Annotated in this window: 23 protein-coding genes, 1 tRNA gene and 1 riboswitch; of the genes, 9 read left to right on the forward strand and 15 right to left on the reverse strand. The window is 66.2% G+C overall.

All coding sequences use genetic code 11. From position 1 onward, the window contains the following. Positions 1-137: 137 nt before the first annotated feature. Genes PMI12_RS22055 through PMI12_RS22065 form a run of 4 tightly spaced genes read right to left on the reverse strand, consistent with a single transcriptional unit; the run spans position 138 to position 1,136 of the window. The gene (locus tag PMI12_RS22055) at positions 138-341 is read right to left on the reverse strand and encodes a major capsid protein (RefSeq protein WP_007836884.1); all 204 of its coding nucleotides are present in this window, start codon (positions 339-341) and stop codon (positions 138-140) included. Positions 342-353: 12 nt separating this feature from the next. Beyond that, positions 354-551, reverse strand: coding sequence for a hypothetical protein (locus PMI12_RS28940; protein ID WP_157632268.1), 198 nt, complete (start codon positions 549-551; stop codon positions 354-356). Next, a complete protein-coding gene (locus PMI12_RS22060) occupies positions 544-813 on the reverse strand; it encodes a hypothetical protein (RefSeq protein ID WP_007836886.1) in 270 nt (89 codons plus the stop codon). Before PMI12_RS22060 ends, PMI12_RS28940 begins: the two co-directional genes overlap by 8 nt. Before the next feature lie 2 nt (positions 814-815). Further along, positions 816-1,136 (reverse strand): hypothetical protein, encoded by a 321-nt coding sequence (locus PMI12_RS22065; protein WP_007836887.1) that lies wholly within the window; start codon positions 1,134-1,136, stop codon positions 816-818. 882 nt (positions 1,137-2,018) lie between these two features. Here PMI12_RS22065 and PMI12_RS28945 point away from each other — a divergent pair. Next, positions 2,019-2,366, forward strand: coding sequence for a hypothetical protein (locus PMI12_RS28945; protein ID WP_157632269.1), 348 nt, complete (start codon positions 2,019-2,021; stop codon positions 2,364-2,366). On the opposite strand, the gene PMI12_RS22080 is transcribed toward PMI12_RS28945, so the two are convergent. From PMI12_RS22080 to cysS, 6 genes are all read right to left on the reverse strand, one after another. Then, a tRNA-Ser gene (locus PMI12_RS22080) sits at positions 2,334-2,426 on the reverse strand. The two genes, PMI12_RS28945 and PMI12_RS22080, sit on opposite strands and share 33 nt — an antisense overlap. A gap of 27 nt (positions 2,427-2,453) precedes the next feature. Further along, positions 2,454-3,722 carry an aspartate kinase gene (locus PMI12_RS22085; protein WP_007836888.1) on the reverse strand — a complete coding sequence of 423 codons (1,269 nt, stop codon included), beginning with the start codon at positions 3,720-3,722 and terminating at the stop codon, positions 2,454-2,456. Between the two features lie 55 nt (positions 3,723-3,777). After that, a complete protein-coding gene (tilS, locus tag PMI12_RS22090) occupies positions 3,778-4,755 on the reverse strand; it encodes a tRNA lysidine(34) synthetase TilS (RefSeq protein WP_007836890.1) in 978 nt (325 codons plus the stop codon). Positions 4,756-4,770: 15 nt separating this feature from the next. Continuing rightward, entirely contained in the window at positions 4,771-5,751 is a 981-nt protein-coding gene (locus PMI12_RS22095; protein ID WP_007836892.1) for an acetyl-CoA carboxylase carboxyltransferase subunit alpha, read from the reverse strand. Positions 5,752-5,767: 16 nt separating this feature from the next. After that, positions 5,768-6,418, reverse strand: coding sequence for a DNA-3-methyladenine glycosylase family protein (locus PMI12_RS22100; protein WP_007836894.1), 651 nt, complete (start codon positions 6,416-6,418; stop codon positions 5,768-5,770). A 17-nt stretch (positions 6,419-6,435) separates the two neighbouring features. Further along, positions 6,436-7,812, reverse strand: coding sequence for a cysteine--tRNA ligase (gene cysS / locus PMI12_RS22105; RefSeq protein ID WP_007836896.1), 1,377 nt, complete (start codon positions 7,810-7,812; stop codon positions 6,436-6,438). Positions 7,813-8,015: 203 nt separating this feature from the next. Between cysS and PMI12_RS22110 the strand changes: the two genes are divergently transcribed. From PMI12_RS22110 to PMI12_RS22130, 5 genes are all read left to right on the forward strand, one after another. Continuing rightward, on the forward strand, positions 8,016-8,606 hold the full coding sequence (locus PMI12_RS22110; protein WP_007836897.1) for a tetratricopeptide repeat protein: 591 nt from the start codon (positions 8,016-8,018) through the stop codon (positions 8,604-8,606). Positions 8,607-8,682: 76 nt separating this feature from the next. Next, a complete protein-coding gene (locus PMI12_RS22115) occupies positions 8,683-9,279 on the forward strand; it encodes a peptidylprolyl isomerase (protein ID WP_007836898.1) in 597 nt (198 codons plus the stop codon). Positions 9,280-9,305: 26 nt separating this feature from the next. Beyond that, complete coding sequence (locus PMI12_RS22120; protein WP_007836899.1) at positions 9,306-9,818, forward strand: peptidylprolyl isomerase; 513 nt, start codon at positions 9,306-9,308, stop codon at positions 9,816-9,818. Next, complete coding sequence (locus tag PMI12_RS22125) at positions 9,815-10,603, forward strand: UDP-2,3-diacylglucosamine diphosphatase (protein WP_007836900.1); 789 nt, start codon at positions 9,815-9,817, stop codon at positions 10,601-10,603. Before PMI12_RS22120 ends, PMI12_RS22125 begins: the two co-directional genes overlap by 4 nt. A 14-nt stretch (positions 10,604-10,617) precedes the next feature. After that, positions 10,618-11,409, forward strand: coding sequence for a zinc-dependent peptidase (locus tag PMI12_RS22130; protein WP_007836901.1), 792 nt, complete (start codon positions 10,618-10,620; stop codon positions 11,407-11,409). 88 nt (positions 11,410-11,497) lie between these two features. On the opposite strand, the gene PMI12_RS22135 is transcribed toward PMI12_RS22130, so the two are convergent. Together PMI12_RS22135 and PMI12_RS22140 are read right to left on the reverse strand one after the other, a co-directional pair. Then, positions 11,498-14,359, reverse strand: coding sequence for a DUF349 domain-containing protein (locus PMI12_RS22135; protein ID WP_007836903.1), 2,862 nt, complete (start codon positions 14,357-14,359; stop codon positions 11,498-11,500). Positions 14,360-14,560: 201 nt separating this feature from the next. Next, positions 14,561-18,376 carry a DUF748 domain-containing protein gene (locus PMI12_RS22140; protein WP_007836905.1) on the reverse strand — a complete coding sequence of 1,272 codons (3,816 nt, stop codon included), beginning with the start codon at positions 18,374-18,376 and terminating at the stop codon, positions 14,561-14,563. A gap of 599 nt (positions 18,377-18,975) precedes the next feature. On the opposite strand from PMI12_RS22140, the gene PMI12_RS22145 reads away from it, so the two are divergent. The 3 genes from PMI12_RS22145 (at position 18,976) to nrdR (ending at position 21,715) form a co-directional block, all read left to right on the forward strand. Then, complete coding sequence (locus PMI12_RS22145; RefSeq protein ID WP_007836916.1) at positions 18,976-19,812, forward strand: lytic transglycosylase domain-containing protein; 837 nt, start codon at positions 18,976-18,978, stop codon at positions 19,810-19,812. A 28-nt stretch (positions 19,813-19,840) separates the two neighbouring features. Continuing rightward, positions 19,841-19,964: riboswitch (ZMP/ZTP riboswitch) on the forward strand. A gap of 41 nt (positions 19,965-20,005) precedes the next feature. Further along, entirely contained in the window at positions 20,006-21,250 is a 1,245-nt protein-coding gene (glyA, locus tag PMI12_RS22150) for a serine hydroxymethyltransferase (RefSeq protein WP_007836917.1), read from the forward strand. 21 nt (positions 21,251-21,271) lie between these two features. Next, complete coding sequence (gene nrdR, locus PMI12_RS22155) at positions 21,272-21,715, forward strand: transcriptional regulator NrdR (protein WP_007836918.1); 444 nt, start codon at positions 21,272-21,274, stop codon at positions 21,713-21,715. 24 nt (positions 21,716-21,739) lie between these two features. On the opposite strand, the gene PMI12_RS22160 is transcribed toward nrdR, so the two are convergent. The 3 genes from PMI12_RS22160 to PMI12_RS22170 are packed head-to-tail and all read right to left on the reverse strand — an operon-like array spanning position 21,740 to position 26,272. Further along, positions 21,740-22,204 (reverse strand): type IV pilin protein, encoded by a 465-nt coding sequence (locus PMI12_RS22160; protein ID WP_007836919.1) that lies wholly within the window; start codon positions 22,202-22,204, stop codon positions 21,740-21,742. 20 nt (positions 22,205-22,224) lie between these two features. Continuing rightward, positions 22,225-25,614 (reverse strand): pilus assembly protein, encoded by a 3,390-nt coding sequence (locus PMI12_RS22165; RefSeq protein WP_007836920.1) that lies wholly within the window; start codon positions 25,612-25,614, stop codon positions 22,225-22,227. Between the two features lie 25 nt (positions 25,615-25,639). Next, the gene (locus PMI12_RS22170) at positions 25,640-26,272 is read right to left on the reverse strand and encodes a PilX N-terminal domain-containing pilus assembly protein (RefSeq protein ID WP_042674004.1); all 633 of its coding nucleotides are present in this window, start codon (positions 26,270-26,272) and stop codon (positions 25,640-25,642) included. Between the last annotated feature and the right edge of the window lie 114 nt (positions 26,273-26,386).

A 26,386-nucleotide genomic window follows, 5' to 3' on the forward strand; every position in this document is an offset into this window, starting at 1 on the left:
GAACATGAGCCATGTCGCCCCCAACAACGCGATGACAACGTAGATGCCCAGCTGATCCATGAAAGCCCTTTACTAACCGGCAACCGTGCCGCTTTGGAAAGGGCTCAGGGGCGTCCCCCTGAGCACACAGGCGATGCTTAGTGCACGCCCTTGCGGATCCAGCCGAACGCGGCCACGGCGACCACGACACCCAGGATGGCCACACCAACCAAGCCCACGGGCGTGGCTTGCGCGCCAATGTCGGTGACCGCCGCGGTCACGTCCACGGCAGCGGCATGCGACAGGTTGCCCAGCAGGGCGAGGGGAGAGGCCACGAGGGCGAAGCGAGCGAACTTGTTCATGAGAACTTCCTTTCAGTTGTTGTCCGAAGCGGACGTTTGAATTTGGCGTTTGATCAGACCGATGGCCCAACCCAACGCCCATACCCCGATCACTGCGACCGAGATTGCGAGGCCGTCTTCCATCGTGAGCTGGAAGGGCGGCAAAGAGAGTTCGTGCACCACGGTGACGGTGCACGAAGAAGAACATTCGATGACGGTGGGATCAGCCACGCCGTGCGGCCTCTCGCGCGTTGCGTTCGCAGATGCGATCCACCGAGAGCAGCAGCCGGACCCGCATGTCTTCCATGCGCTTGGCACGCACCGCGAAGGGCTCGCGCAACGACCGCATACGGATCGCACGGCCAACAAGCCGCACAACCTCCGCCACCAGCACAAAGGCCAAGGCACCCATGAAGCCGAGGCCGGCCGCAGCCAAGCAGAGCCACGCCATGGCCTGCTTCAGATCATCCGGGTCTACGACGATGAGCGGCATAGTCACTGCTTGGCAGGCTGCTGCGGCATACGACCCTGCGCGGGCACAAAGCCCGTGAGCATCGACACGATGTCGCCCTTTGAATCACCGAAGTCAGGCACCCGCAGGGAGAACGTCGCAGCGAACAAGCCGACCTTCATTTGTTCACGCAACTCTGGCATCACCTGATCGCTGCGCAGCGTGCCCACGGTGACGACGCCGCCCTTTTCATCGCGGAGCACGCAGCGGGCTGCGAAGTGGTTGTAGTCCTTGCCCGTGCGCTTGCTGGTGCGGACTTCGTTCTCAATGGCGAGAACTTCGAGAATGGAACTGAATTGAGACATGTGGTGCTCCTAGATAGCCGCGTGTAGCGGCAAGACACTGGCGACGTGCCAGCCGGAAGCCCTCGACAGAAGGGCTACGAGCTGGCGGGTCAGAACAGCCTCCCTTGGAGCCAGAATTCGCGACGGCGAATAAGGGACCAGCGTTGAGCGGAGGTCATTGCGGCTTACCCCGCAGCACCAACATGCACACTGCGTCAGAGCCAGCCTCGGTCAAAACGCACTGCCCACCTTCGGTGCGAGACAAGAGGCCCAGATCCACCAAGGCCCTCACCGTGCCACCACGCCTCAAGCGCTCATCACCCAACGACCCCGCGTAAGGCGTAAGCCCAACTGCTACCAGCAACAGCATGTGCTCCATAAGCGGCGAGAGCTTCGCGGAGGTCATGAGCACTCCCTCGACAAGCTGAAGCCATCGGCATACACCCAACCGCCACAGACCATGGCCTTGTGCGAACCAGCAGGAGGCCAATGCGGGGCGTCCAACGCACAGCCGTCGGTCTGCCAATCCAACGCCCACTCGCCATCCCAGCCACCATGAAGCAAGCGCCCGGGCACAGCACGAAGCGGAGTGAACACACCGTCATAAACCGGAGGGGTGTCCACCCCCACCCCGGGCTCAGCGGGAGCCGCCAGACTCGGCACCGAGCCGTTAGCCGAAGCAGGTGGGGGAGGACAGACGGACGACTGCGCGAAGGCAGCGAAAGACACTTGCGAGAGAGACATGGCGGCTCCTTTGAATCGAGAGCCGCCGCTTCTGGCAGTAGCCCTAACGGGCGCGGCTCCTTGATAATTACCAGAGCCGATAGCACCACTACCAACTTTGGTAGTGAAATATGCCAGAAACTGCTACCAAAGGTGAGAACAGTGTCTTTGATTTTTTCTATGGACCGCGCGATCGAGATTGCCGGATCACAAAACAAGCTCGCAGCGCAACTGGGCATCCCAGGACCGAACCTGTCAGAAATGCGGACGGGAAAACGCCCCTGCCCCATCGGCATCCGTGCACGCATCGCCAGCATCGCAGGCCACGATACGACACGCGCCATCCTCGAAGGACTCGCGGACAAACTCGACCCAACCGACGAATATGAGAAACAAGCGCTGCTGCAATTGAGCGCGTTGATCAACGCCTTCCCAGAAGAAGACGAGCATGAAAAAAGCCCTGTTAATCCGAAGATCAACAGGGCTTCATCAGCTTGGCGGAACCGGAGGGATTCGAACCCTCGATGAGGCTCTACACCCCATACTCCCTTAGCAGGGGAGCACCTTCGGCCACTCGGTCACAGTTCCTGAAAGAAGCCGAGATTATGCCACTACTTAGGCGCTCGGCTGATCCAGATCGAAGGCTTTGTGCAGTGCGCGCACTGCCAATTCCATATATTTTTCGTCGATCACAACCGAAGTCTTGATTTCGCTGGTCGAGATCATCTGGATGTTGATGCCCTCCTCGCTCAGCACGCGGAACATCTTGCTCGCCACGCCTACGTGGCTGCGCATGCCGATGCCCACGATGCTGACCTTGCAGATCTTGGTGTCGCCCACGATCTCGGTCGCGCCCAGCGAGGGCATGACCTTCGACTGCAGCAGGTCGACCGTCTTCGCGTATTCGTTGCGATGCACGGTGAAGCTGAAATCGGTCTTGCCGTCCTTGCTGAGGTTCTGGATGATCACATCGACTTCGATGTTGGCGTCCGCCACGGCACCGAGGATGTGATATGCGATGCCGGGCTTGTCGGGCACGCCGAGCACCGAGATCTTGGCTTCGTCGCGGTTGAATGCGATGCCGGATACGACGGCTTGTTCCATGTTTTCGTCTTCCTCGAAAGTGATCAGCGTGCCGGACTTGGCCTCTTCATTGATGTCGATGTCCCACGGCGTGAAGCTCGAGAGCACACGCAGCGGCACCTTGTACTTGCCGGCGAATTCCACCGAGCGGATCTGCAGCACCTTGGAGCCCAGGCTCGCCATCTCGAGCATCTCTTCGAAGCTCACGGTCGTCAGGCGGCGCGCATCGGGCTCGACGCGCGGATCGGTCGTGTAGACACCGTCCACGTCGGTATAGATCAGGCATTCGTGCGCCTTCATGGCCGCGGCAATGGCCACGGCCGAGGTGTCGCTGCCGCCACGGCCCAGCGTGGTGATGTTGCCGTCGTCGTCCACGCCCTGGAAGCCGGTGATGACCACCACCTTGCCGGCGTTCAGGTCGGCCATGACGCGCTCGTCGTCGATGCTCTCGATGCGGGCCTTGGTGTACGAGTTGTCGGTGCGCACCGACACCTGCCAGCCCGCGTAGCTCACGGACTCGACGCCTTCGGCCTGCAGCGCGATGGCCAGCAGCGCCGACGACGCCTGCTCGCCGGTCGAGGCCAGCATGTCGAGCTCGCGGCTGTGGGCCACGCCGGGTTTACTGGGCGCCAGTTCCTTGGCCAGGCCGAGCAGGCGGTTGGTCTCGCCGCTCATGGCGCTCGGAACCACGATCATCTGGTGGCCTGCGCGCGCCCACTTGGCGACGCGCTTGGCGACATTCTTGATGCGCTCGGTCGAGCCCATCGACGTACCGCCGTATTTGTGAACGATCAATGCCATGGGTGAAATCAGAGAAAGGGAAAGGGCCGCTTGAAAGGCGGCGCCCTGCAAGCTGTCAGAGCAAAGTCTTCGGCGAGGGCGAAACATTGTACCAATGCAGGCAATCGCCCTGCCGCTCGACGAAACCGGCGGCCACCTTGAGGTGGATGCGGTGGCCGCGCGTGGCGCAGGCGCGGACCTGGTCGAGCAGCTGGTCGAGCTGCGCGGCGCTGGGCGCGCAGCCGTGCGACTGCATCAGCCAGTGGCGCAGCACGTTGGCCTGGCGGGCGCGCGACAGCGTCTGCAGCGTCGCAATGCGCGGCGGGCTGCCCACGGTTTCCAGGTCTTGCGCCGCCAGTTCGGCCAGCAGCTGCTGCGCCTGTGCGGCATGGCCAATGCTGCGCGCGAACGTCGTACGGAACTGCGGAAAGGCCTGCTCCAGCGCCGGCAGCAGCACGGAGCGAATCCGGTTGCGGGTGTAGCGTGCGTCGCCGTTGGTCGGATCTTCGATCCATGGCAGGCCTCTACCGGCCAGCCATTCGCGGATGTCGGCGCCGGCAACGGCAAGCAGCGGCCGATGGATGTCGAGCCCGTTGCGTCGCGCCTGCGCTGGCATGGCAGCGAGCCCCGGGAGCCCCGCGCCGCGTGACAACGCCAGCAGCAGGGTTTCGACCTGGTCGTCGGCGTGATGCCCCAGCGCCACACATTTGACAGCCGCCCTCGCCCCATCCGCGCGTGCCATCTCGGCGAACGCCGCGTAGCGGGCGCGGCGGGCGACATCTTCCGGACTGTCGCCGGGCGCATGCCGCGCATCGACGCGATGGACGACCAGCGGCACGCCCAGGCGTTCGCACACCGCCCGGCAATGCCGCTCGAAATCGTCGGCCGCAGCCTGCAGCCCGTGATGCACATGAAAGGCGATCACCTGCCCCGGCCAGCGCGATGCGCTGGCAGCCAGCAAGGCGGTTGAATCCGCGCCGCCGCTGAAGCCCACCGCCAGCGGCCAATGCGCCGGCTCGAACGCGGCGACGGCGCGTTCGAAAGCTGAGTTCATGACAGCGCCCGCGCGTTATCTGACGCTGTCGGCCTTGGTGTCGTTGAAGCGGCCGTAGCTCTGCAGGCGCTCGTAGCGGCGATCCAGCAGTTCCTTGGTCTTCAGGTCGCTGACCTGGCGGAACGCGTCGTTGAGCGCGCGCTTCAGGAAAGCCGCCATCTGCCGATGGTCGCGATGCGCGCCGCCGACGGGCTCGTTCACGATCTTGTCGACCAGGCCCAGCGCCTTGAGGCGGTGCGCGGTGATGCCCAGCGCATCGGCCGCTTCCTGCGCCTTGTCGCTGGTCTTCCACAGGATGGAAGCGCAGCCTTCGGGGCTGATCACCGAATAGATCGAATACTGCAGCATCACCAACTGGTCGCCGACCGAAATGGCCAGCGCGCCGCCGGAGCCGCCTTCGCCGATGATGGTGACGATGATCGGCACCTCGAGCTGCGCCATCTCGAAGATGTTGCGGCCGATGGCTTCCGACTGGCCGCGTTCCTCGGCGTCGATGCCGGGGTAGGCGCCGGGCGTGTCCACGAAGGTGAACACCGGCAGCTTGAACTTCTCGGCCATCTTCATCAGGCGCAAGGCCTTGCGGTAGCCCTCTGGCTTGCTCATGCCGAAGTTGCGCGCGGTGCGCTCCTTCGTGTCGCGGCCCTTCTGGTGGCCAAGCACCATGCAGGGCACGCCGTTGAAGCGTGCAAGGCCGCCCACGATCGACAGGTCGTCGGAGAAGTGCCGGTCGCCGTGCAGTTCGACGAAGTCGGTGAAGATCTCGTTGACGTAGTCGAGCGTGTACGGGCGCTCCGGATGCCGGGCGATCTTGGTGATCTGCCAGGGCGTCAGGTCGCTGTAGATGTCCTTGGTGAGCTGCTGGCTTTTCTTGCCGAGCTGATCGATTTCTTCAGAGATGTCGACCGCGGATTCGGTCTGCACATAGCGCAATTCTTCGATCTTGGTTTCGAGTTCAGCAATGGGCTGCTCGAAGTCGAGGAAGGTTCGTTTCGCCAACGTCTTCTCCTGTTGTTCAATACGCGACTGGAACCGGGTCCAGCGATCGCCAAATATACCAAGTCGCCACGCTGCAATATGGCGCCCAGGCCACGGCGACGTCGCGGGCATCGCTGCGGCTCACAGGATCGCCGGAAAAATAATTGACGCTGATGCCGTTGAGCAGCCCCAGGTCGTCCACGGGCAGCACGTTCGGGCGCATCAGGTGAAAGATGAGGAACATCTCGGCCGTCCAGCGGCCGATGCCGCGGATGGCCACCAGCTCCTCGATGATGAGCTCGTCCGACATGTCCTTCCACGCGTCGACGTGGACCATGCCCGAATCGAAATGCAGGGCCAGGTCGACGAGGTACTCGATCTTGCGCGCCGACAGCCCTGCCCCGCGCATGTCGTCGACCTTGAGCTTGAGCACGTTGGCCGGCGTGAGCTTGCGCGGCAGCGCGGCGAACTTGTCCCAGACCGACTGCGCGGCCTTCACCGAGATCTGCTGGCCCACCACGCTGCGCGCGAGGGTGGTGAACGCGTCGCCGCGCGACTCGAGGCAGGCATCGCCGAACTTCGGAATGAGCCGCTTCATGACGCGGTCTTTCCGGGAAAGGTGCTTGCATGCCTCCTCCCAATAGTCCGGCGTATAGATCTGGACGCTGGTCTTCCTGGTGGCGGGCATGGGGTTCGTCGTTCCGTTCACTGCGCAGCCGCCCAGGTCGTGCCTGTGGGCGAATCCTTGAGCACGATGCCCTGCTCGAGGAGTTCCTGGCGGATGCGATCGGCTTCGGCGAAATTCTTCGCGGCCTTGGCTGCGGCGCGCGCTTCGATCCTGCCCTGGATGGTGGCCTCGTCGAGCGTGGCGCCCGCGCGCAGGAAGGCCTTCGGGTCGTCCTGCAGGATCTGCACGCAGCCACCCAATGCCTTCAGCAATCCGGCCTGGGCGGCCGATTGCGTGCGGTTCACTTCGCCCGCCAGGTCGAACAGCACCGCCACGGCTTCGGGCGTTGCGAAGTCTTCGTCCATCGCGGCCTTGAAACGCGCGGCGTACGGGTCGGTCCAGTCGATCTTCACGTCGGCCGGCGCCACGAGATCGAGCGCCGTGTACAGCCGCTTGAGCGAGGCGCGCGCATCGTCGAGGTGGACGTCGCTGTAGTTGAGCGGGCGCCGGTAGTGCGCGCGCAGCACGAAGAAGCGGATGGTCTCCGCGTCGTACTTCTTGAGCACATCGCGGATCAGGAAGAAGTTGCCAAGGCTCTTGGACATCTTCTCGTTGTCGGTCACGATGAAACCGTTGTGCATCCAGAAGTTGGCCAGCGGCTTGCCGTTGGCACCCTCGCTCTGCGCGATTTCGTTCTCGTGGTGCGGAAACTGCAGGTCTTCGCCGCCACCGTGGATGTCGAGCGTCTCGCCGAGCAGTTCGCAGGCCATGGCCGAGCACTCGATGTGCCAGCCCGGACGGCCGGCGCCGAATTCGCTGGCCCACTTCACCTCGTCGGGCTCGGTGGCCTTGGCGCTCTTCCAGAGCACCGGGTCGAGCGGATCGTCCTTGCCGTCGAGCACGGCCACGCGCTCGCCCGCATGCAGCTCGTCGATCGACTTGCCGCTGAGCTTGCCGTAGCCCGGGAACTTGCGCACCGCATAGTTCACGTCGCCGTTCTCGGCACGGTAGGCCAGGCCCTTCCTCTCGAGCGTGCCGATCATCGACAGCATCTGCGGGATGTAGTCGGTGGCGCGGGGTTCGTGGGTGGGGCGTTCGATGCCCAGCGCGTCGGCGTCTTCGTGCAGCGCGTCGATCATGCGATCGGTCAGCGCGCGGATGCTCTCGCCGTTTTCAACGGCGCGGCGGATGATCTTGTCGTCGATGTCGGTGATGTTGCGCACATAGGTGACATCGAAGCCGCTCACCTTGAGCCAGCGCTGCACCACGTCGAAGGCGATCATCGAGCGGGCGTGGCCGAGATGGCAGTAGTCGTAGACCGTCATGCCGCAAACGTACATGCGCACCTGTCCCGGTTGCAATGGGGAGAATTCCTCCAATTCACGCGACAGCGTGTTGTAGATGCGCAGACTCATGAGGCTCGGAAAGCGTCGTTTCGCGCACGTGCGGCACGGGCGAAAGACGGTGTTTTTCAGGGGTGACGGGGGCTGTGTCGCGAGGGGTTGGACATGGCCCCTCGGCTACAATCCGACCTAGTATAAACGTCTGCTGCCGAGCGGCGTGCGGGTGTTCCCCAAGCCCGCTGAGCCCGCATCTCCCCCATTTCCGCCGAGGCTTCATGAAGCACGCCGCATTCTCCAGACTCTCCATTGCCTTCGCACTGCTGTTCAGCCTGTGGGGCTCCGCAGCGCACGCCAACGAATACGACGACGTGAACCTGATGCTGCGCCAGGGCAAGTCGAACGAGGCGCTCGCCAAGGCCGACACCTACATCGCCGGCAAGCCGCGCGACCCGCAGATGCGCTTCCTGCGCGGCGTGATCCTCACCGAACAGAACAAGCAGGCCGAGGCCATCGCCGCCTTCACGCAACTCACGCAGGACTTCCCCGAGTTGTCCGAGCCCTACAACAACCTGGCCGCGCTGTACGCGTCGCAAAGCAAGTTCGACCAGGCGCGCGCCGCGCTGGAGCAGGCCATCAAGCTCAACCCGAACTACGCCACGGCGCACGAGAACCTCGGCGACGTGTATGCCCGTCTCGCTGCCCAGGAATACGTGCGTGCGCAACAGTTCGCCAGCACCAATGCGAGCGTTGCGCCCAAGCTCGTGCTGATACGCCAGATCTTCACGCCGAAGGCCGAAGCCGAGGCCGCCCCCCTGCCCGCACCGCCGGCGGTCATTCGCAAACCGGTCGGCCGCACCAGCAAGTAATCGCCACCGCCGGCATGGGCGCCGCAACGGTGCCTGCCGTGCGGCCCCGTTTCCTCATCCGCACACGGAGCCTCATTTGACGATCCAGTCCCTCTCCCGCTTCAGCCGCCGCAGCGCACTCGCGCTGGCCACCGCCCTCGCGTTCGCAGCCACGGCCCATGCACAGACTGCCGCGGCGCCGCACGTCAAGCTGGCCACCTCGGCTGGCGACATCGTGGTCGAGCTCGATGCGGCCAAGGCACCCAAGTCGGTCGAGAATTTCCTGCAGTACGTCAAGGACAAGCACTACGACGGCACGGTGTTCCACCGCGTGATCGATGGGTTCATGATCCAGGGCGGCGGCTTCACGGCCGACCTGCAGCAAAAGCCCACGCGCGCCCCCATTCCGCTGGAAGCGAGCAACGGCCTGAAGAACGACAAATACACGATCGCCATGGCCCGCACCGGCAATCCGAATTCCGCGACCTCGCAGTTCTTCATCAACGTGAAGAACAACGACTCGCTCAACGCGCCCAACCCCGACGGCTACGGCTACACCGTGTTCGGCAAGGTCGTCGCCGGCACCGACGTGGTCGACAAGATCCGCGCGGTGGCCACCGGCAACAAGGGCGGCATGCAGAACGTGCCGCTCGAAGCCGTCACCATCAAGTCCGCCACGCTGGTGGCGAAGTAATTCATTTCCCAAGCAGGAGTCCCCTCATGAGCAATCCCCAAGTCGAACTGCACATCAAGAACTACGGCGTGATCACGCTCGAACTTGACGCCGCCAAGGCGCCGAAGTCGGTCGAGAACTTCCTCTCGTACGTGAAGAAGGGCCACTACGACAACACGGTGTTCCACCGCGTGATCCCCGGCTTCATGGTGCAAGGCGGCGGCTTCGAGCCCGGCATGCAGCAAAAGCCCACCGGCGCCGAGATCGAGAACGAAGCCAACAACGGCCTGAAGAACGCCAACTACACCGTGGCGATGGCCCGCACCAGCGCGCCCCACTCGGCCACCGCGCAGTTCTTCATCAACGTGGCCGACAACGGCTTCCTGAACCACACCGCACCTTCGGCCCAGGGCTGGGGCTATGCCGTGTTCGGCAAGGTCATCAACGGCACCGACGTGGTCGACAAGATCAAGGCCGTGAAGACAGGCCGCAAGGGCTTCCACGACGACGTTCCGCTCGAAGACGTGGTGATCGAGAAGGCCGTCGTCATCGCCGAGTGACTGTGAGCCCGGCGGCGGCCGCAACAACGGTGTTCAAGGAACTGGTGGCGCCGCCTGCGTGGCGCACGGTCGACCTGATTTCCGACCTGCATCTGCAGGCCGGCGAGCCCGCCACCTTCGAAGCCTGGCAGGGTTACCTGCAGACCACGCCGGCCGATGCGCTGATCATCCTCGGCGACCTGTTCGAAGTATGGGTCGGCGACGACTCGCTCGACTCCGCTGGTTTCGAGGCACAGTGCGCCGAGCTGCTGTGCCGCGCCGCGCAACGGCTGCCGGTGTTCTTCATGCACGGCAACCGCGACTTCCTCGTCGGCCCCGCGTTCGCTGCGCGATGCGGCTTCACGCTGCTCGACGATCCCACGGTGCTCGTGCTGCACGGCCAACGATGGCTGCTGAGCCACGGCGACATCCTCTGCCTCGAGGACACCGAGTACCTCAAGTTTCGCGCGCAGGTTCGCACGCCCGAGTGGCAGGCCGCATTCCTGGCCAGGCCGCTGGAAGAGCGCCGCGCGCTCGCACGTTCCATGCGCGTGCAGAGCGAAGACCGCAAGCGCAACCCCTCGGCCATCTGGGCCGACGTCGACACCGCCGCCGCGCGCAACTGGCTGCAGCAGGCGAACGCCCACACGCTGGTGCACGGCCACACGCACCGCCCTGCCGATCACAACCTGGGCGACGGCCTGCACCGCGTCGTGCTGAGCGACTGGGATGTGGCAGCGCATCCGCCGCGCGCGCAGCTGCTGTGCCTGTCCACCGCCGGCGCGCAGCGCGTCGATCTGCGCTAGCCGCGCCGCCGCCAATGTTCAAGTGGCTGCGCCGCCTGCGCGCCCTGCCCCCGATTCCCGAAGCCGCCTGGCAATCCGCGCTCAGGCGCTACGCCTTTCTCGGCGCCCTGCCCGCCGCCGACCGGCAACGCCTGCGCACGCTGACGGCCGAGTTCCTGCGCGACAAGGAATTCCACGGCGCCAAGGGCTTCACCATCACCAATGAAGTCGCGCTGGCCATCGCGGCCCAGGCCGTGCTGCCGGTGCTGCATCTCAAGGGCGGGCTGAACTGGTACGACGACTTCGTCGGCATCGTCGTGCACCGCTCCGAGGTGGTGGCGCGCCGCAAGGTTGTCGACGAGGCCCAGGTGGTGCACGAGTACGGCGAAGTCGTCGCCGGCGAAGCCATGGACCGCGGCCCCGTCATGCTGAGCTGGGACGATGTGCTGGCAAGCAGCATCACCAGCGAGCGCGGCTACAACGTCGTGATCCACGAGTTCGCCCACAAGATCGACATGCGCAGCGGCGACGCCAACGGCTGCCCGCCGCTGCCCACCGGCTTTGCGGGCCAGCGCAGCGCGCGCGCAGCCCGCACGGCGTGGCTTGCCGTGCTGCAGCCTGCCTACGAGGATTTTCGCGAGCAAACCATCAAGGCAGAGCGCTTCGGCGGCGAGCCGCCATGGCTCGACGCCTATGGCGCCACCTCGATCAGCGAGTTCTTCGCGGTGGCGTGCGAGGCCTACTTCGTGAACCGGCCGAACTTCGCCCGGGACTTCCCGGGCGTGCTCGCGCTTTTCGATGAATTCTTCATCGGCGGGAAGGCCTGAACGACTCGGCGTTCGATTCGCTGCCCCAAAAGAAAAAGGCGCCCGGCGAAGGGCGCCTTTTTCGTGGCCGCGACTTTCGGCCGGCTGCTTACTTGCGCAGCAGCGCCTTCAGTGCGTTCTGCAAACGTCGCGCGCTGGAGGCATCGTGCGCAGCAGCCAGAACCTTGCCGGCATCCTGGCCCCAGGTCTGTGCCGGCGCCGGATCGCCACGCTTCGTGAGCAGCTTGAGCTGCAACGCGCGGCGCGCGTCGAGTTGCTCGGCCGGCGTCGGCACTTCAGCCGCCATTTCGAGGCGCAGCAGCGCTTCGGCGGCATCGGGCGCGGCGGCCGTCGGCGCGGAGCCGATGGCTTGCGACCAGCCGCTGCGCACAGCGGGCGTGACTGCGCGGCCCAGCTCCTGAATGCTCGGCAGGCGGCTGGCGTCGCGCTGTTCCCATGCGCCGAGCACCTGCGTCAGCGCTTCGCCATGCGCCTGCGCGGCGAGCTTGCGCAGCGCCATATCGGCGCGTTCGAGTGCTTCGCGTTGCGCGCGGAAGGCTGCATCGCCCAGACGCGGGCCACGGTCTTCGAAACGCGGCGGACGGTCGCCGAAACGGCCCGCAGGTGCGCCGCGATCGCCGCGTGCGTCCGAGCGCGGAGCACCGCGCTCGCCTGAGCGGCCCGGACCACCAGCGCCTGGCCGACCGCCTTCGCGCCGGTCGCCGAACCGGCCACCTGCGCCACGGGCTGCGGGAGCCGCTTCGGCCTTCTTGCTGCTGGGGCGGTCGTCGCCGCGCATCGCCACGACGGGCTTGGGCGCGGGCTTCGGTGCCGCGGCCGGCGCTTCGACAGCGGCGGCTTCGCCGGCGTCATGCGCCGGGCCATCGGCGCGTGCCGAGGCATCGGCACCGTCAGCGGGCGCCACGAGATCGACCGAAGCGGCAGGCGCCTGGCTTGCGTGCGTACCGGGCGAGGCTTCCGCATCGCTCGGGCTCGGCGCCTGCTCCGCGCTTTCGCCGAATTCAGCGGCGGCCTGACCCGGAGCCTCGATCTCGGTCGCACCAACCGACGGACCGTCGCTCGCGGCAGCGGCCTGCTCGGCCTTCGATGCGGGCGGCGGTACTTCACCGCGCATCGCGGCTTCCAGCCGGGCAATGGCGGCGCGGATCTTCTGCACGTCGCCGCCAGCATTGGCTGCGTCGAGTGCCTTGGACGCGTCAAGCACATGGCGGTCGTGCTCGCTCATTGCGGACGACGCCTTTTCGCGCTCGGCCGTCTTGCGGTTGAAGGCTTCGTCGATGGGCGCGCGGAATGCGTCCCACATTTTCTGTTCGTGGCGGCGGTCGAGCGGCACGCTCTGCGCCTCGGCCTGCCAGCGCTGCTGCAGCGCCTTGACGGCATCGATGCGCAGCACCGGCTGGGCGCCGAGTTCGATCGCCTCGGCGATCATCGCCTGGCGGCGTTCGACGCTGGCCTTCTGCGCGGCCTCGAACGGAGCGCGGGCCGCGCCAAAGGCTTCGTTCCACTGCGACTGCAGCTCGGCGAACACCTTCTCGCCCACGTGGCCGCCGTCCCGCCAACGGTCGGCGAACTGGTGCAGCGCGCGGTTGTGCGCCTTCAGGTCGGTGGCGCCGGCATGTTCGGCAGCCCAGGCCTTGACTTCTTCGATCAGCGCGACGCGGTGCGCGCGGTGCTCGGCCGCATCGGCGCGGACCTTCTCGAGCCAGGCCTCGACCACCTTGTGGGCTTCGTTGCAGGCTTCGTCGAAGCGCTTCCAGAGCGCGTGGTTGGGCACGCCGCCCTGGTCGGCCTGCTTCCACTGATCGCGCAGGGCGCGCAGGGTTTCCTGCATCTTGCGGCCGCCGAGGGCCTGGCCCTCGGGACGCTTGAGCAGGCCTTCGGCCTTGGCGACGAGGTCTTCGCGCACCTTGTCGGCACTCCAGCGCTGCCACCCTTCGAGTTCGCCAGCGGCCACCAGCGCGGCATGCACGCGGGCTTCGAGCGGCGCCTCGACCAGCTTGCCGTGTTCCTTGAGCACGGCGCGCAGCGCAGCAGCCGCACCGGCGCTGGCCTTGCCATGGCCTTCGGCGGTTTCCTGCTCGAGCTTGGCAAGCGCGGCCTGCACCGCTTCCTGCGCAGCGGCGCGCACGGCCGGGTCGACCTTGGGCGCAGCGGGGCGAGCAGGGGCGGCAGGCTTTGGCGCCACGACCTCGCCGCGCGCAGCGCGCAATTCATCGGCCCACACGGGCACGGGCGGCAGCGGTGCGGCAGCATCGGCCGCGGCCGCGACGGCCTGGGCCAGCGCGCTGTGGAACGCATCGGACACCACCAGCAGTTGCGACTTCGACGATTCGAGCTGCGGCGCGAACTTGGCGTCGAGGCTGGTCCAGTTGGCGTCGGCCGTGATCTCGCCCGCCTGCTGCTGCCAGTGGGTCACGTCGGCGCGCAGCGATTCCTCGGCCGCCTGGGCATCCTGCCAGCCCTTGGTGGACAGCACCTCGAAGCGCTGCGCCAGCAGCACGGCGGCTTCGCGGTGCACCTGGGCACGGTGCTGCAGGTCTTCGATGCCCTTGACGCGTTCGGCCAGCCTGGCTTTTAGACCAGCCAGCGGTTCGCGCGACAGCGGCGCGCCGGCCTTGGCGGCGTCGCGCTGCCAGGCCAGTGCATCGGCGATGTTGAGCTTGGACTGGCCCAGCAGCGCCTCGGCCTTTTGCGCCCATTCGGCGGCAATGGCTTCCTGGCCCTTGGCGCGCTTGAGTTCGTCGAGCTTTTCGCGCAGCAGGCGCGCGGCGCCCTTGTCGCGACCGCTCAGCTCCTTGAAGACCTCCTGCATCAGCTCGGGCGCGGGGTTGCCCGCGAGCCAGTCGCGGATGCGCGCGGCGCGCTCTCCGGAGGTCGGCGCGGTGAAGGCGCCGCCGGTGAGCGTGTCGAGGGCCTGAAGGTCGTGTGGCTTGGAAGAAGTAGAGGTCACTGCGCGAAATCGTTGTCTTGGTAGAGAAAGCGAAGGCGCCGGCAAAGGCCGGCGCACATCGATATTTTCACCCACTTGCGGTTGGCCGCTGAATTCCGTCCTGAAACGGTAGCGAACACGGGTCGTGGGCGGGAGGCGAATGAACTACATATATAGCAAGCTGAAGAAAAAAACCAAGTCCCGCGGACGGATCGCCGCGCCTCACCTCATGGTCAGGCTGAGCTCGGCGCCCGGCTTCCAGTCGCCGCCGCTGGCACTGGTGCGCACGGCGCCCAGGAACAGACGCTCGCTCGGCAGCTTCTTCGCGAGCAGGTAGTCGCGCACGGCCGCGCCGCGTTCGACCGCGAGCTGGCGCATCGACTCTTCGTCGACCGGCACGCTGGCGAACAGCAGCTTCTCCATGTCCGGAACCGGAAGGTCTTTCGCCAGGCCGACGAGGTTGCGCGGCTTGGTGATGTCGGCGCGCTTGTACACGGAGGTCAGCAGCCCGGGGTATTCGGCATCGGTGACGGGCGGCACCTCGGTGCCGGTCTCCCCGCCGCGCACTGCGACCCGGCGCTTCTCGGCGTAGGCGAGCTGGCGCACGCGCTGGCGCTGGTAGGCGTCGCGCTCCTTCTCGAGGCTGGAGGTGCCGACCACCGTCATCTGCAGCGTGGGCCGGTCGGTCAGCGCCTTGGCGACCTTGTCGAGGCCCTCCTTGGCGGTGGCGCCGAGTTCCGAACTGCCGGGCTCGAAAGTAATGGCGCTCGATTCGTCGCTGCCGCCGCCGAGGCCGCCTGTAAGCAGGCGGAACGGTGCCGTCGCGGCCTTGGCGATCAGGTTGACCACGGCCTTCCAGATCAACGGGCCGACGCTGAACTGCGGATCGTTGAGCGACCCGCTGAGTGGCAGGTCGACGTCGATCACGCCGTTGCGGTCGGCCAGCAGCGCCACGGCCAGCTTGACCGGCAGGCTGCTGGTGGAGCCTGCGACTTCGTCGCCGAACTGCAGCTGGTTGAGCACCAGCTTGTTGGTGGCCGTCAGCTGCCCGTCCGGCGCGACCTTGTAGTTGACGTCCATGCTCATCTTGCCGCGCTCGATGCCGTGGCCGGCGTAGCGCACCGAGTACGGCGACAGCGGAGCGAGATCGAGGTCGCGCATCTTGGCGGTGATGTCGAGTTCGAGCGGCTTGGCCAGCGGATTGAGCTTGCCGGTGATTTCCAGCGCCGCGGTCTGCTGCGCCTTGCCGCGCAGTTCCAGGTCGGCCAGCGCGGGGCGGCCGCCCTCGCCCTTGGGCGGGTTCGACGAGAACGAACTGAGCTTGCCTGTCAGCTCGCTGAGGTCGGCCGAGTAGTTGGGCTTGACGAACAGGTCGGTGAAGTCGATCTTGCCGTTGACCAGGCTCATCGGGCCGAAGTTGATGATGGGTGCGGGGCCCGCATCGGCCGCCGGAGCGGGCCCCGCTGCGGTCGCCACCGGCTTGGCGGATGGAGGTGCGCCGCCGACCATCTCCTCGGCCGACACCGGCGCGCCCCCCGCGGGTTTCTGCACGGGTGCCCGGGCCGTGGTGGTGGAGGTTCCGCCCGGGCCCTTGCGGGTACTGGCCTCGCCGGCCGCCGCCGCAGCCGCGTTCGCCTCGGCCTCGCCCTTCTTGGTCAGGCTCGACAGGTTGAGCCGGCCGGTCGGGTCGACGATCACGCGGGCGAAGAAGTCGGTCAGCGTGGTTTCGCGCACGTCCACGTTCGGCGGGGCGTTGGGCGCCATGCTGACCTGCAGGCCGCGCAGGCTCAAGGTCTTCCAGCTCAGCAACTGGTTGGTGTTGCGATCGAAACCGGGCGACTGCGTGAGGGAGACACTGTTGGCGCGGAAGTCGTCGAGCGCGGTGTCGCCCGCCAGCTTCAGGCTCATGCCCGCCGGCGACGTGGCATAGCGCACCGTGCCGCGGTAGCTCGCGAAGGCGCGCCGGATATCGACGTTGAGCGCGTCCGCGTAGTAGGCCTTGAAGGTATGCGCGGGGAACGACGCCACCTCGAGCCGGCCCTCGGCCGCGAGCGGCTTGAGCACCACGTTGCCCTTGTAGTCGAAGCGGCCCGGCTCGGAGCGACCGGAGCCGATGCGGCCCGAGACTTCCAGCGGCGACGCCGTGCTGGTTTCGGGCGCGATCTTCTGGGCCTGAAGCTTGAAGGCAGTGACTTCCACGGCCACCGGGGTGGCGCCGGCCTTGTCCGCATAGGAAAGCGCACCGTTGTCGATCGCCAGCGTGCCGATGGTCAGCGCCCAGGGCTTGGTGTTGGCGCCCGGTTTCGGCGTCTCTGCGCCTGCGGGCTTGGGCGCGGCGACCTTGGCTTCGGCCTCCTTGGCGCCGCCGCCGGCCGGCGTCTTGAGCCAGCGTTCGAACATCCAGCGCTTTTCGCTGTCGCGCTCGACGCGCACCTTGGGGTTGGTCGCGGTGAACGAGGCCACGTTCAATGTGTGCTTCGTCATGTCGGCCTCGGCATCGACCAGCTCGAAGCGGCCGACGCTCGCCAGCGCGGTCTTGGCCTGGGTCAGCGCGAGACCGTCGGCGGACAGGCGGCGCGCCTTGAACTTCAGGTCGGGCTGGGCCCAGGCGACGTCGATCTGCCCGCTGAGCTTGCCGTCCAGCGTGGGCTCCAGGCTTTGTGCCAGATAGGGTGCGGCCAGCGACAGCGGCAGCGCGTCGACCTCGGTCTGCACGTCCGCCACCTTGTCGGTGGCGGTGCCCTTGAACTTGAGCGAGGCGCCGGCGATGGCCGTGCTGCCGTTGAATGCGGCCGGCTTTTCCATCGGCCAGGTGACGCCCGTGACGTCGATGCCCAGGTCGATCAGGTCGACGGCCGCGGCCGGATTGGTCGTTTCATCGCGCCAGCCGATGCGCCCGCCGTCCAGCGCCAGCTTGTCGACCTGCACTTTCAAGGCCGGCTTTGGCACCGCCTTGCCGGCCGGAGCACTCGCCGTAGCGGCCGGCAGCGGCGCCGCCTTCTCGGCCGCGCCAGTGGATGGATCGGTGGCCAGCAGATTGAGCTTGCCGGCCGCGTCGCGCGCCACCGCCAGTTGCGGTTTGACCAGCGCGACTTCGCTCAGGTGGAACACCGATTCCAGCGGGCGCACGTCGGCCAGCGCCAGCTTGAGCGAGTCGAAGGCCAGCAGGTCGCGGCCGCGCGCATCGGCCACCTTGGCGGTGTGCGCCTCGACCGTGCCGGTGATCCTCAGGCCGGTGGTCTCCGCTTGTTCGAAGCCGATCTTCAGGTCGGCGTCGAGGCTGCCCGCCTGCAGGCGCACCGGCAGGCCGCCGGGGATGTAGCCGAGGTACGGCACCAGGTCGAGCCCCTTGAACTGCACATGGGCGTCGGTCTTGCGGTTGTCGGCGAAGGGCGTGGTGAAGGCGGCCGAGTCGAACTTTCCACCATTGAGCGCGAAGGCCAGCTTGGGCTCGGTGTTGATGTCGCGCTTGGAATCGAGGTTGCTCAGGAACGGCACCTTGAGCACGAAGTCGCGCAGTTCGTGCTTGCGCTTGACCGTCTGGTCGTCGAAATCGACCGAGCCGCCATTGATCGCGATGTTGTAGATGGCAAAGCGCGCGGGCTTGGCGTTCGGATCGCGCGGCGGGCCGGCCGAGAGCTTGGCCAGGACGTCGTCGATGTCGTATTTGCCGTCGGTCAGGTGCGTGAGCAGGACGGCTGGGCCGTCGATCGTGACTGCGTCGATCACCGGCGCAAGGCGCAGGAGCGACTGCAGTTCGGCATCGGCGTAGATGCGGTTGATGGCCACCTGCGGCTTGCTGCCGTCGGCGGTGGCAATGCGCAGATCGCTCAGCGTGAGTTCGAGCGTCCAGGGTTTGAAATCGATCTTTCCTACTGTTACCTGGCGCCCGAGCTTCTCGCTCGCGATCTTCTGGAGCTGGCTTTTGGCAATCGGCGGCACTGCCAGCCAGGCGATGGCCCAGAAGGCCAGCAGAACCAGCACCGCGACGACCCCACGCCGCGCCCATTTGTTTTGTTTGATCGAAGCAAAGTCCATCAAGGGAGTGTGCCGCAAACGGATGGCCAATCCAGAAGCAAGAAAGCCCGGCAACGCGACGGAATTGTCTTGTTGCCGGGCTTGATGGCGGGCCCAAAACCCATGCCATCGATTCGCGCGACCGGAAGTCAATGGTTCCTGCCGTGCTGGCAGCAAGAGATTGCCACCATGGATCCTCGGCCGCTGAGCCCTTGACTTGCACCTCGGGCTGCCGGACCTCGGAAAACACCTGAAAACTCAGGCCCGTCCAGATTAGGCGTCACACCCTCGGATTGCAAACGCGTTTTGCCAAGGGGTTTCCCGTAAACCTAAACACCTCTTGTCAGTCGATTTTTTAACCGCGTATTAGCATAAAGAAACAATTTCTTATGCTTGACCGGGTATTTAGCCACGCTAGAATCCGCCCTGCTCCGACTGCCCGATGCAGCAGAGCCTCCCTGAATCCGCTGCCGAATTCCCCCGGCTTGATCAGGTCGCCGCGCCCTCAACCCCCTTCACTCCATGCGCGGAGCCTGATTCGTACCAATCCAAGCGCCGTTGCCTTTCATCCATCGCCTTCCCAGGCGCTGCGAGCAGGTGCCGCACAGAAAGGAAGAGCGATGAACAAGGCGTTCCATGCCACAGCCCGCGGGCTACGGACCTTCGTGTCCGACGTGGCAGACGGCTTTTTTGAAATCACCCACAACGGGTTTGCACTGGTCGGCCTCGCCATCGTGTTCGCGGCCCTCGCCCTCGTGGCGCGGCCCGACCTGCGCCAGACCGGCGAGGAGCAACTGATGGGTTGGCTGCAGTCGCGCAAGCCCGCGCCTGAAGCCACCGACCTGGAGCCGACCGCCATCGAGCGCACAACCGCCGCGAGCCCCGCCGACCTGCCCAAGCAGCAGGCCGCCGTGGCTTACTGGTTGAGCAAGAAGTACCGCGTGGCCGCCGAGCCGTTGAGCGTGCTCGTGGCCGAGGCCTACGGCATCGGCAAGCGCACCAAGATCGATCCGACCCTGATCCTCGCGATCATGGCCGTCGAATCCAGCTTCAATCCGTTCGCCCAGAGCCAGGTCGGCGCGCAAGGCCTGATGCAGGTCATGACCCGCGTGCACGGCGACAAGTACGAAAGTGCGGGCGGCACGCTCACCGCCTTCGATCCGGTGACCAACATGCGTGTCGGCGTGAAGGTGCTGCAGGAATGCATCACCCGCGCCGGTTCGCTCGAAGGCGGCCTGCGCTACTACGTGGGCGCGGCCAATCTCGAGGACGACGGCGGCTACGCCAGCAAGGTGATGGCCGAGCACGAGCGCCTGCGGCAGGTGGCCAACGGCCGCTCGCCGTCGACTGCCACGCCGCCAAGCGTGCGTGCTCAGCCGATCCCCGTGGTAGTGCCGGCCAAGCCTGAGGAAGGCAGAGAGCCGGCCAAGGTCGCCCTGCTCTCCTCCGTTTCCTGAGCTTCGCGGGCCGGGTGTGAGCTACACTCGGCCGGTACGCGACTGGCGATAGGCGCAGCATCCGAACAAGGTGCCACGCGCTGACGTGGAACACCACTGGGAAGCGTACCGCCTGCACCACAGGCGTTCAGCCGTTCGCCTGGGCAGCCCTTGTTTGGTTGAAGAACAAGGACCTCGTCTTCAAAGGACTGCCATGTACCAACGCAATATCCTGGTCGAACAGACCGATCCCGAAATCTGGGCTGCGATCCAAGCGGAAAACGCGCGCCAGGAACACCACATCGAGCTGATCGCCAGCGAGAACTACGCCTCGCCGGCCGTCATGGCCGCCCAGGGCTCGCAGCTCACCAACAAGTACGCCGAAGGCTACCCGGGCAAGCGCTACTACGGCGGCTGCGAGCACGTCGACGTGGCCGAGCAACTGGCCATCGACCGCATCAAGCAGATCTTCGGCGCCGACGCCGCCAACGTGCAGCCGCATTGCGGCGCCTCGGCCAACGAAGCCGTGATGCTGGCCTTCCTGAAGCCCGGCGACACCATCATGGGCATGAGCCTGGCCGAAGGCGGCCACCTGACGCACGGCATGCCGCTGAACATGAGCGGCAAGTGGTTCAACGTGGTGAGCTACGGCCTGGACGCCAACGAAGCCATCGACTACGACGCGATGGAACGCAAGGCGCACGAGCACATGCCCAAGCTGATCATCGCGGGCGCCTCGGCCTATTCGCTGCGCATCGATTTCGAGCGCTTCGCCAAGGTGGCCAAGGACGTCGGCGCGATCTTCATGGTCGACATCGCCCACTACGCCGGCCTCGTGGCCGCGGGCGTGTATCCCAACCCGGTGCCGCACGCCGACGTCGTCACCTCGACCACCCACAAGAGCCTGCGCGGCCCGCGCGGCGGCATCATTTTGATGAAGTCTCAGCACGAGAAAGCCATCAACAGCGCGATTTTCCCGGGCCTGCAAGGCGGCCCGCTGATGCACGTGATCGCCGCCAAGGCCGTCGCGTTCAAGGAAGCCATGGCGCCCGAGTTCAAGGCCTACCAGCAACAGGTGGTCAGGAATGCCCAGATCGTGGCCGACACCCTCACCGAGCGCGGCCTGCGCATCGTGAGCGGACGCACCGAGAGCCACGTCATGCTGGTCGACCTGCGCGCCAAGGGCATCACCGGCAAGGAAGCCGAAGCCGTGCTGGGCGCCGCCCACATGACGATCAACAAGAACGCGATCCCCAACGACCCGGAAAAGCCGATGGTCACCAGCGGCGTGCGCATCGGCACCCCCGCCATGACCACGCGCGGCTTCAAGGACGAAGAGGCCCGCATCACCGCGAACCTGGTGGCCGACGTGCTCGAGAACCCGCGCGATGCGGCGAACATCGACGCGGTGCGCGCCAAGGTGCACGCGCTGACGAGCCGCTTCCCCGTCTACCGCTGATCACCCGGAAGACCTGACCGCATGAAATGCCCTTTTTGCGGTCATCTTGAAACGCAGGTCGTCGAGACCCGCGTTTCGGAAGACGCCGACTTCGTGCGCAGGCGCCGCCAATGCAGCGCCTGCGACAAGCGCTTCACCACCTACGAGCGGCCCGACGTCAACTTCCCCGTTGTGGTCAAGAAGGACGGCAGCCGCGCCGACTTCGACTCGACCAAGGTGCGCGCCTCGATGATGCTGGCGCTGCGCAAGCGCCCGGTGAGCATCGAGCAGATCGACAACGCCCTGCTGCGCATCGAGCAGAAGCTGCTGGCCAGCGGCCTGCGCGAAATCGACTCGACCAAGGTCGGCGAGCTCGTGATGCGCGAACTCAAGAAGCTCGACAAGGTTGCCTACGTGCGCTTCGCCTCGGTGTACCGCAGCTTCGAGGACGTGGACGAGTTCAGGCAGTTGCTGCGCGACATCTGAGGCGCCCCGCGCGCGGCGGCCGCCTCAGCGGTTCCAGCAGGCTTGTACCTGCGCATTCGAGGCGCTGGTCTGGCCAGCCGCCAGCTTGACGCCCTGATGGTTCACCGTGAGCGTTCCGCACTCGTCGGCGGTCGATGCGCCGTGCGGCACGGCTTGCAGCGTGTAGGTGGTCGCGGTTCTCGCGGCATAGCCGATGGCGTAGTTCGCCGTGCCGGACGACGGCGCCTGGTCGAGCCCGGCCGGCAGCGCAACGGTTGCCGGGGGATATTGACCGTTGGCCGTCAGGTAGCGCTCGGTCCATTGCGCGGCCTGCAGCAGTTGCTGCTTGGCATCGGCCCGCTTCGCCCGCAGCACATAGCGCCCGTAGCTCGGGTAGGCAATCGCGGCGAGGATGGCAATCACCGCCGTCACGATCATGAGTTCGACCAGCGTGAAGCCGCGCGAGCGGAGCCGGCCTTTGTGGGTCTGCGCTTCGGGATATTTGTTCATGGGTGGGGTCCGCTGCGCCGTCAATTCCACGAGATCAGGTTGCGCCAGCCGAAGCGCCGCACGGCTTGCGGCAGGTCGGCTTCGTTGCAGCCGCCGGCTGCATTGCAGATCACGTGCTTGCCTTTTTCATCGGCCTTCTGAGGTCGCAGGACGAGGTCGTCCCGGCCTGAACGGTTCCGGAAGCCGAGGTAGGCACCTGCCGTGCCGGTGGACCCGTTGTAGGCGATGCCGTCGGGGATGGCGCCGCTGAAGAAATCGATCACCATCGACCAGCCGTCGTCACCGGTGCCCGGCGCGCAGTCGAGCGAATTGCTGGCGGAGCCGGGAATGGTGGTCGAGAACAGGCCTGCGCTGCCGCTCAGCGCATCGCCTGGATAGACCATGCGCTCCCCGGTGGCGCCGAACTGGAGATACCAGCCGCGCTTGGCGCTCGCACCGCTGTAGCTCACGCTTTGGCTCGAAGCGGTTCGATATTCGGCATCGCCTTCCTTGACCGTATCGACGCCGATGGTCTGCGCCACCAAGTCGGTCAGCGCCGCGGTGCCCGTGCTGCCGTTGGCGCGGTCCCAGACGCCGTACAGGTGCTGCGTGGCGGTGCTGCTTTCGTCGCCGGAGACAAACAACCGGCCGGTGCCGAACATCACCATGTAGCCGCCGCGCGGATGGTCGACGACCAGCGGCGCGGCAGTGATCGGCTGCGTGGCGCCAGCGGCGAACAACGGCACGCCGTCCAGGCTCGATGCGGCAGCCGCCGAGCCCATGGTGGCCTTCCACTTGGTGCTGTCGGCATCGCTCAGGTCGAACTTCCAGAGGTTGCCGAGCAGGTCGCCGGCGTAGACATAGTCGACCTTGCCGTCGCCATTGCGGTCCACCACCTGCGGCGCCGAGAGCCCATTGCCGGCGCCCGCGGCCTGCGCGGCGGGAGCCGGGATCTTCAGCACCGACTTGTCGCCGTCGAGATACTGGATCCACAGCATCGCCTTCTCGCTCGTGCTGTTGTAGCCATTGCCCAGGATCACGGCCCTGCGGCCGTTGTTGAGCGACGCCACCTGCAGCGCGCGCTTGGAAAAGGAATCGAGCGCGGGTTGCTGGAACTGGTGGCCGAGGTCGTCGTCGGCGAGCGCGGTCGTGTCGATCAGGGCCACATCTGCGGCGTTGGTCTCGCCGATGTTCTCGGGCTTGGTGACGTCGAGCACGAAATAACCCTTGCCGCCCGCCCCCAGCGTGCCCACGAGGAAGGATTTCCACAGCGCGGCCTTCTCGGTATCGGTGGCCGTGGCGTTGACGGCCGAACCCATGTAGATGTCGGCCACGAACGGACTGCCGTCGACGTAGTACCTGTGCGAGTAGGTGGGTTCGCTGAGCTTCTTGAGTTGGGGCGCCGCCGCCGAGCCGTAGAGGCCCTCGGGTACATAGGCGAACGCTTCTTCGCCGGTGCCGGCGAAGAAGGCGTGCAGCATGCCGTCGTTGGCGCCGACGTAGACCATCGGCGCGCGGGCGATGGTCGAAGCGAATTTGGCATAGCCGTCCTGGGTGAAGCCGCTCCGGGGCTGCCCCGCGTACATGAGGCTGGAGCCCACGATGTCGCCCAGCACGTGGCCACGCTTGCGCAGGTTCAGGCCGGTACCCTCGTTCCTGCGATCGCCGCGCAGGAAGTCGAGGACTCCCCGGCCGAGCGTTTCGCTCGCGGTGTCGGTGCCGGTGCTGCCCTTGAGCGCCGCCTTCTGCGCATCGCTCAGGCTGGCCCATCGGAACGGCACGCCGGAACCGATGGTCGCGGCATGGGTTGGCGCCGCCGCGGTGGTGCCGGAGAAGCTCAGCACCTTGCGATTGCTGTCGTGCGCGCCCGCCACGGCCATGCGTGCATCGAGCAGTTCGCGCGCTGACCACGCGGGCGTGGCGGCCGGCTTGCCGTTGCTGCCGAACGGCGTGGCCGTCAACTTGCCCGACCAGTCGGCCGTATCGTAGCCGGCCTGGTAGGCCGCCGTGGCTGTCGAGGTCCTGGAGCTGCTGGCCGCAATCGAGGTCAGCGGGGTGCTGGTGTTGAACAGGATCTGCGCCAGGATGGACCTGAAGGCATCGCCGAGTGCCTGCGCGTTCGAGGCCGGCGTGAAGGTGCCTCGGCTGTTGAGCGCGGCGTGCCAGAGGTCCATGCGAACGGCGGCGGCGTTGGATGTCTTTTCATGCCAGTAGCCAACGGCACTGCCGGAGTTCCAGTTCATGAAGCCGTTGTAGCCGTCGGCCGTGGAGGTGGTTGCCAAGGTGTTCGCCAATGGGTCGGACCAGGTCATCGAGCCGTCCACCAAGCTGGCATAGTCTCCACTGTAGGTGGGCTGCGACGCGCCCGTCGTAATGGCCGGCGCACCCGTCCACGACGAGGCAGCGCCAAAGCCGATGGTGTGGGTGGTCAGGTGCTGCCAGGTGGCGGGATCGTTCTTGGGGTTCCAGTACTCGGGGACTGTCGCCGTTCCTACGGTCGCGCTGCCAGGCTCGGCAACGACCTTCTTGAGGTTGTCCGAGATGCCGGACTGCAGGTCGCTGGCCCAGTAGTGAAAGGCCATGTCGGCCAGTGTGGGCCGATATTCCGCCGTCGGCCTCCAGCCGCCGTTCGCGTCCTTCACCCAGTTGAGGCCGCTGTTCACCGCGCCTGCGTCGTCCTTGTAGGGAGCCCGTGGCACATAGGCCACGGCATCGGGCAAGGCGCGGCTGGTTCCATCCGCATTGCCGATGGCCGGCATGCTGAGTGCCGCCGGATCCGGGTTGAAGCCGAACAAGTTGTAGTCGCCGTCCGTCATGAAGATGTGGAAGGACTTGCGGCAGCTCGACTGCGTCGCGCCCTCCACGCCCGGGTCATCCGAATAGGGACTGAATCGGCCTGTCGTCTTCATGTATTCGCCGGCGCGGGTCATCATGGCGTGCAAGGGCGTTCCGCCACCCGCGGCCAGGGCATCGACCCAGGTCATGAAATTGGCGCGCTGCGTGTCGTCCAGCGAACGCATCAGATTCGCATTGGCGCGGCCGTTGACGAGGCAATTGCCGGCCCGATAGATGCCAGCCGCGGTGTCGCCGAAGAAACCGACGCAGCTGTTGTCCTTGTTGTTGTTCATCGCCTGCCAAGAGAGGCGGATCCGGTCGTTGGGGATGTTGGACGCCGAGAAGTTGTCCCTGAGCGCGGTCTTCAGCGCTTCCATCCGGGTGGGCGTTCCGGCTGGCGGTGCCCAGCTTCCGTCCGACGCCTGCGACGACCACGCCATGCTGCCCGAGTTGTCGACCGACACGATCACGTTGGGCGCCGGTTCCTTGATCGCGGTGTTGCGCGGCTCTTGCGCCAGCGGGTATTGCACGGCGTGGCCGGCGGACTGCGCCAGCATCAGCCCGCACAGCACGGTGTTCCTGGAAAACAGATTCATGTTCATAGTCCTTCCCTCGCCGTGCTCAGTTGACTTTCCTGACCGCATCCGGGTCGAAAGACTCCTGCAAGACAACCCGCGTGCCGCCGGCCGTGCTCGCAGTGCGCGCGCCGGTGGAAACCGCAGTGATCCGGTACAGCGGCTCGCCGCCGCGCGGTCGGTCGATCACCTCGATCCAGTACCTGGCGCTGGCCAGTGCCGGGCTGCCGGCATCCGGTGCACCCGTGAATCGCCCATAGGTGGCGTGCTGGTCCACATACGCGGAACGGGCCCAGAACTGGTAGGCCTCGCTGCCTGAAGCGGCATTCACGGAATCGGCCCCGGCGAAATAGCAGATGCCCCGTTCGCAGCTGTTGGCGCCCCTTCCCACGTAGGCGGTCACCCAGCCCGTGTCCCGGTCTGGGAAGACGCGACCGTCCGCGGCCTTGCGGCAGGGCGACACTGCGAGCGCGGAGCACTTCACGTAAGTCTGGGTCGCGGCATCGAACGCCAGTTGCCGGATGTCACGCTCCGCATCCAGCAGCGCGGCTTCGGCGGCCTCGAAGGCGCGCTGGTATTCGCGCTGGTTGCCCGCCATCGATTCGAGCAGTTGGGCCATTCGCGCGCCTCCCACCGCCAGCAGCGCCGAGAGCAGCAGCATGATGAGCACGATGAACAGCGAGAACCCCCGGTGCCGCGCTGAGCATCTGCCAGAAACACCGCGGAACCGGCTTTGCCGGACCGCTGGTGCTGCCCCCCTGCAGGGGGTTGGCGAAGCGACACGAAGTGCGCG

The organism is Variovorax sp. CF313, from assembly GCF_000282635.1.
Lineage (GTDB): Bacteria > Pseudomonadota > Gammaproteobacteria > Burkholderiales > Burkholderiaceae_C > Variovorax.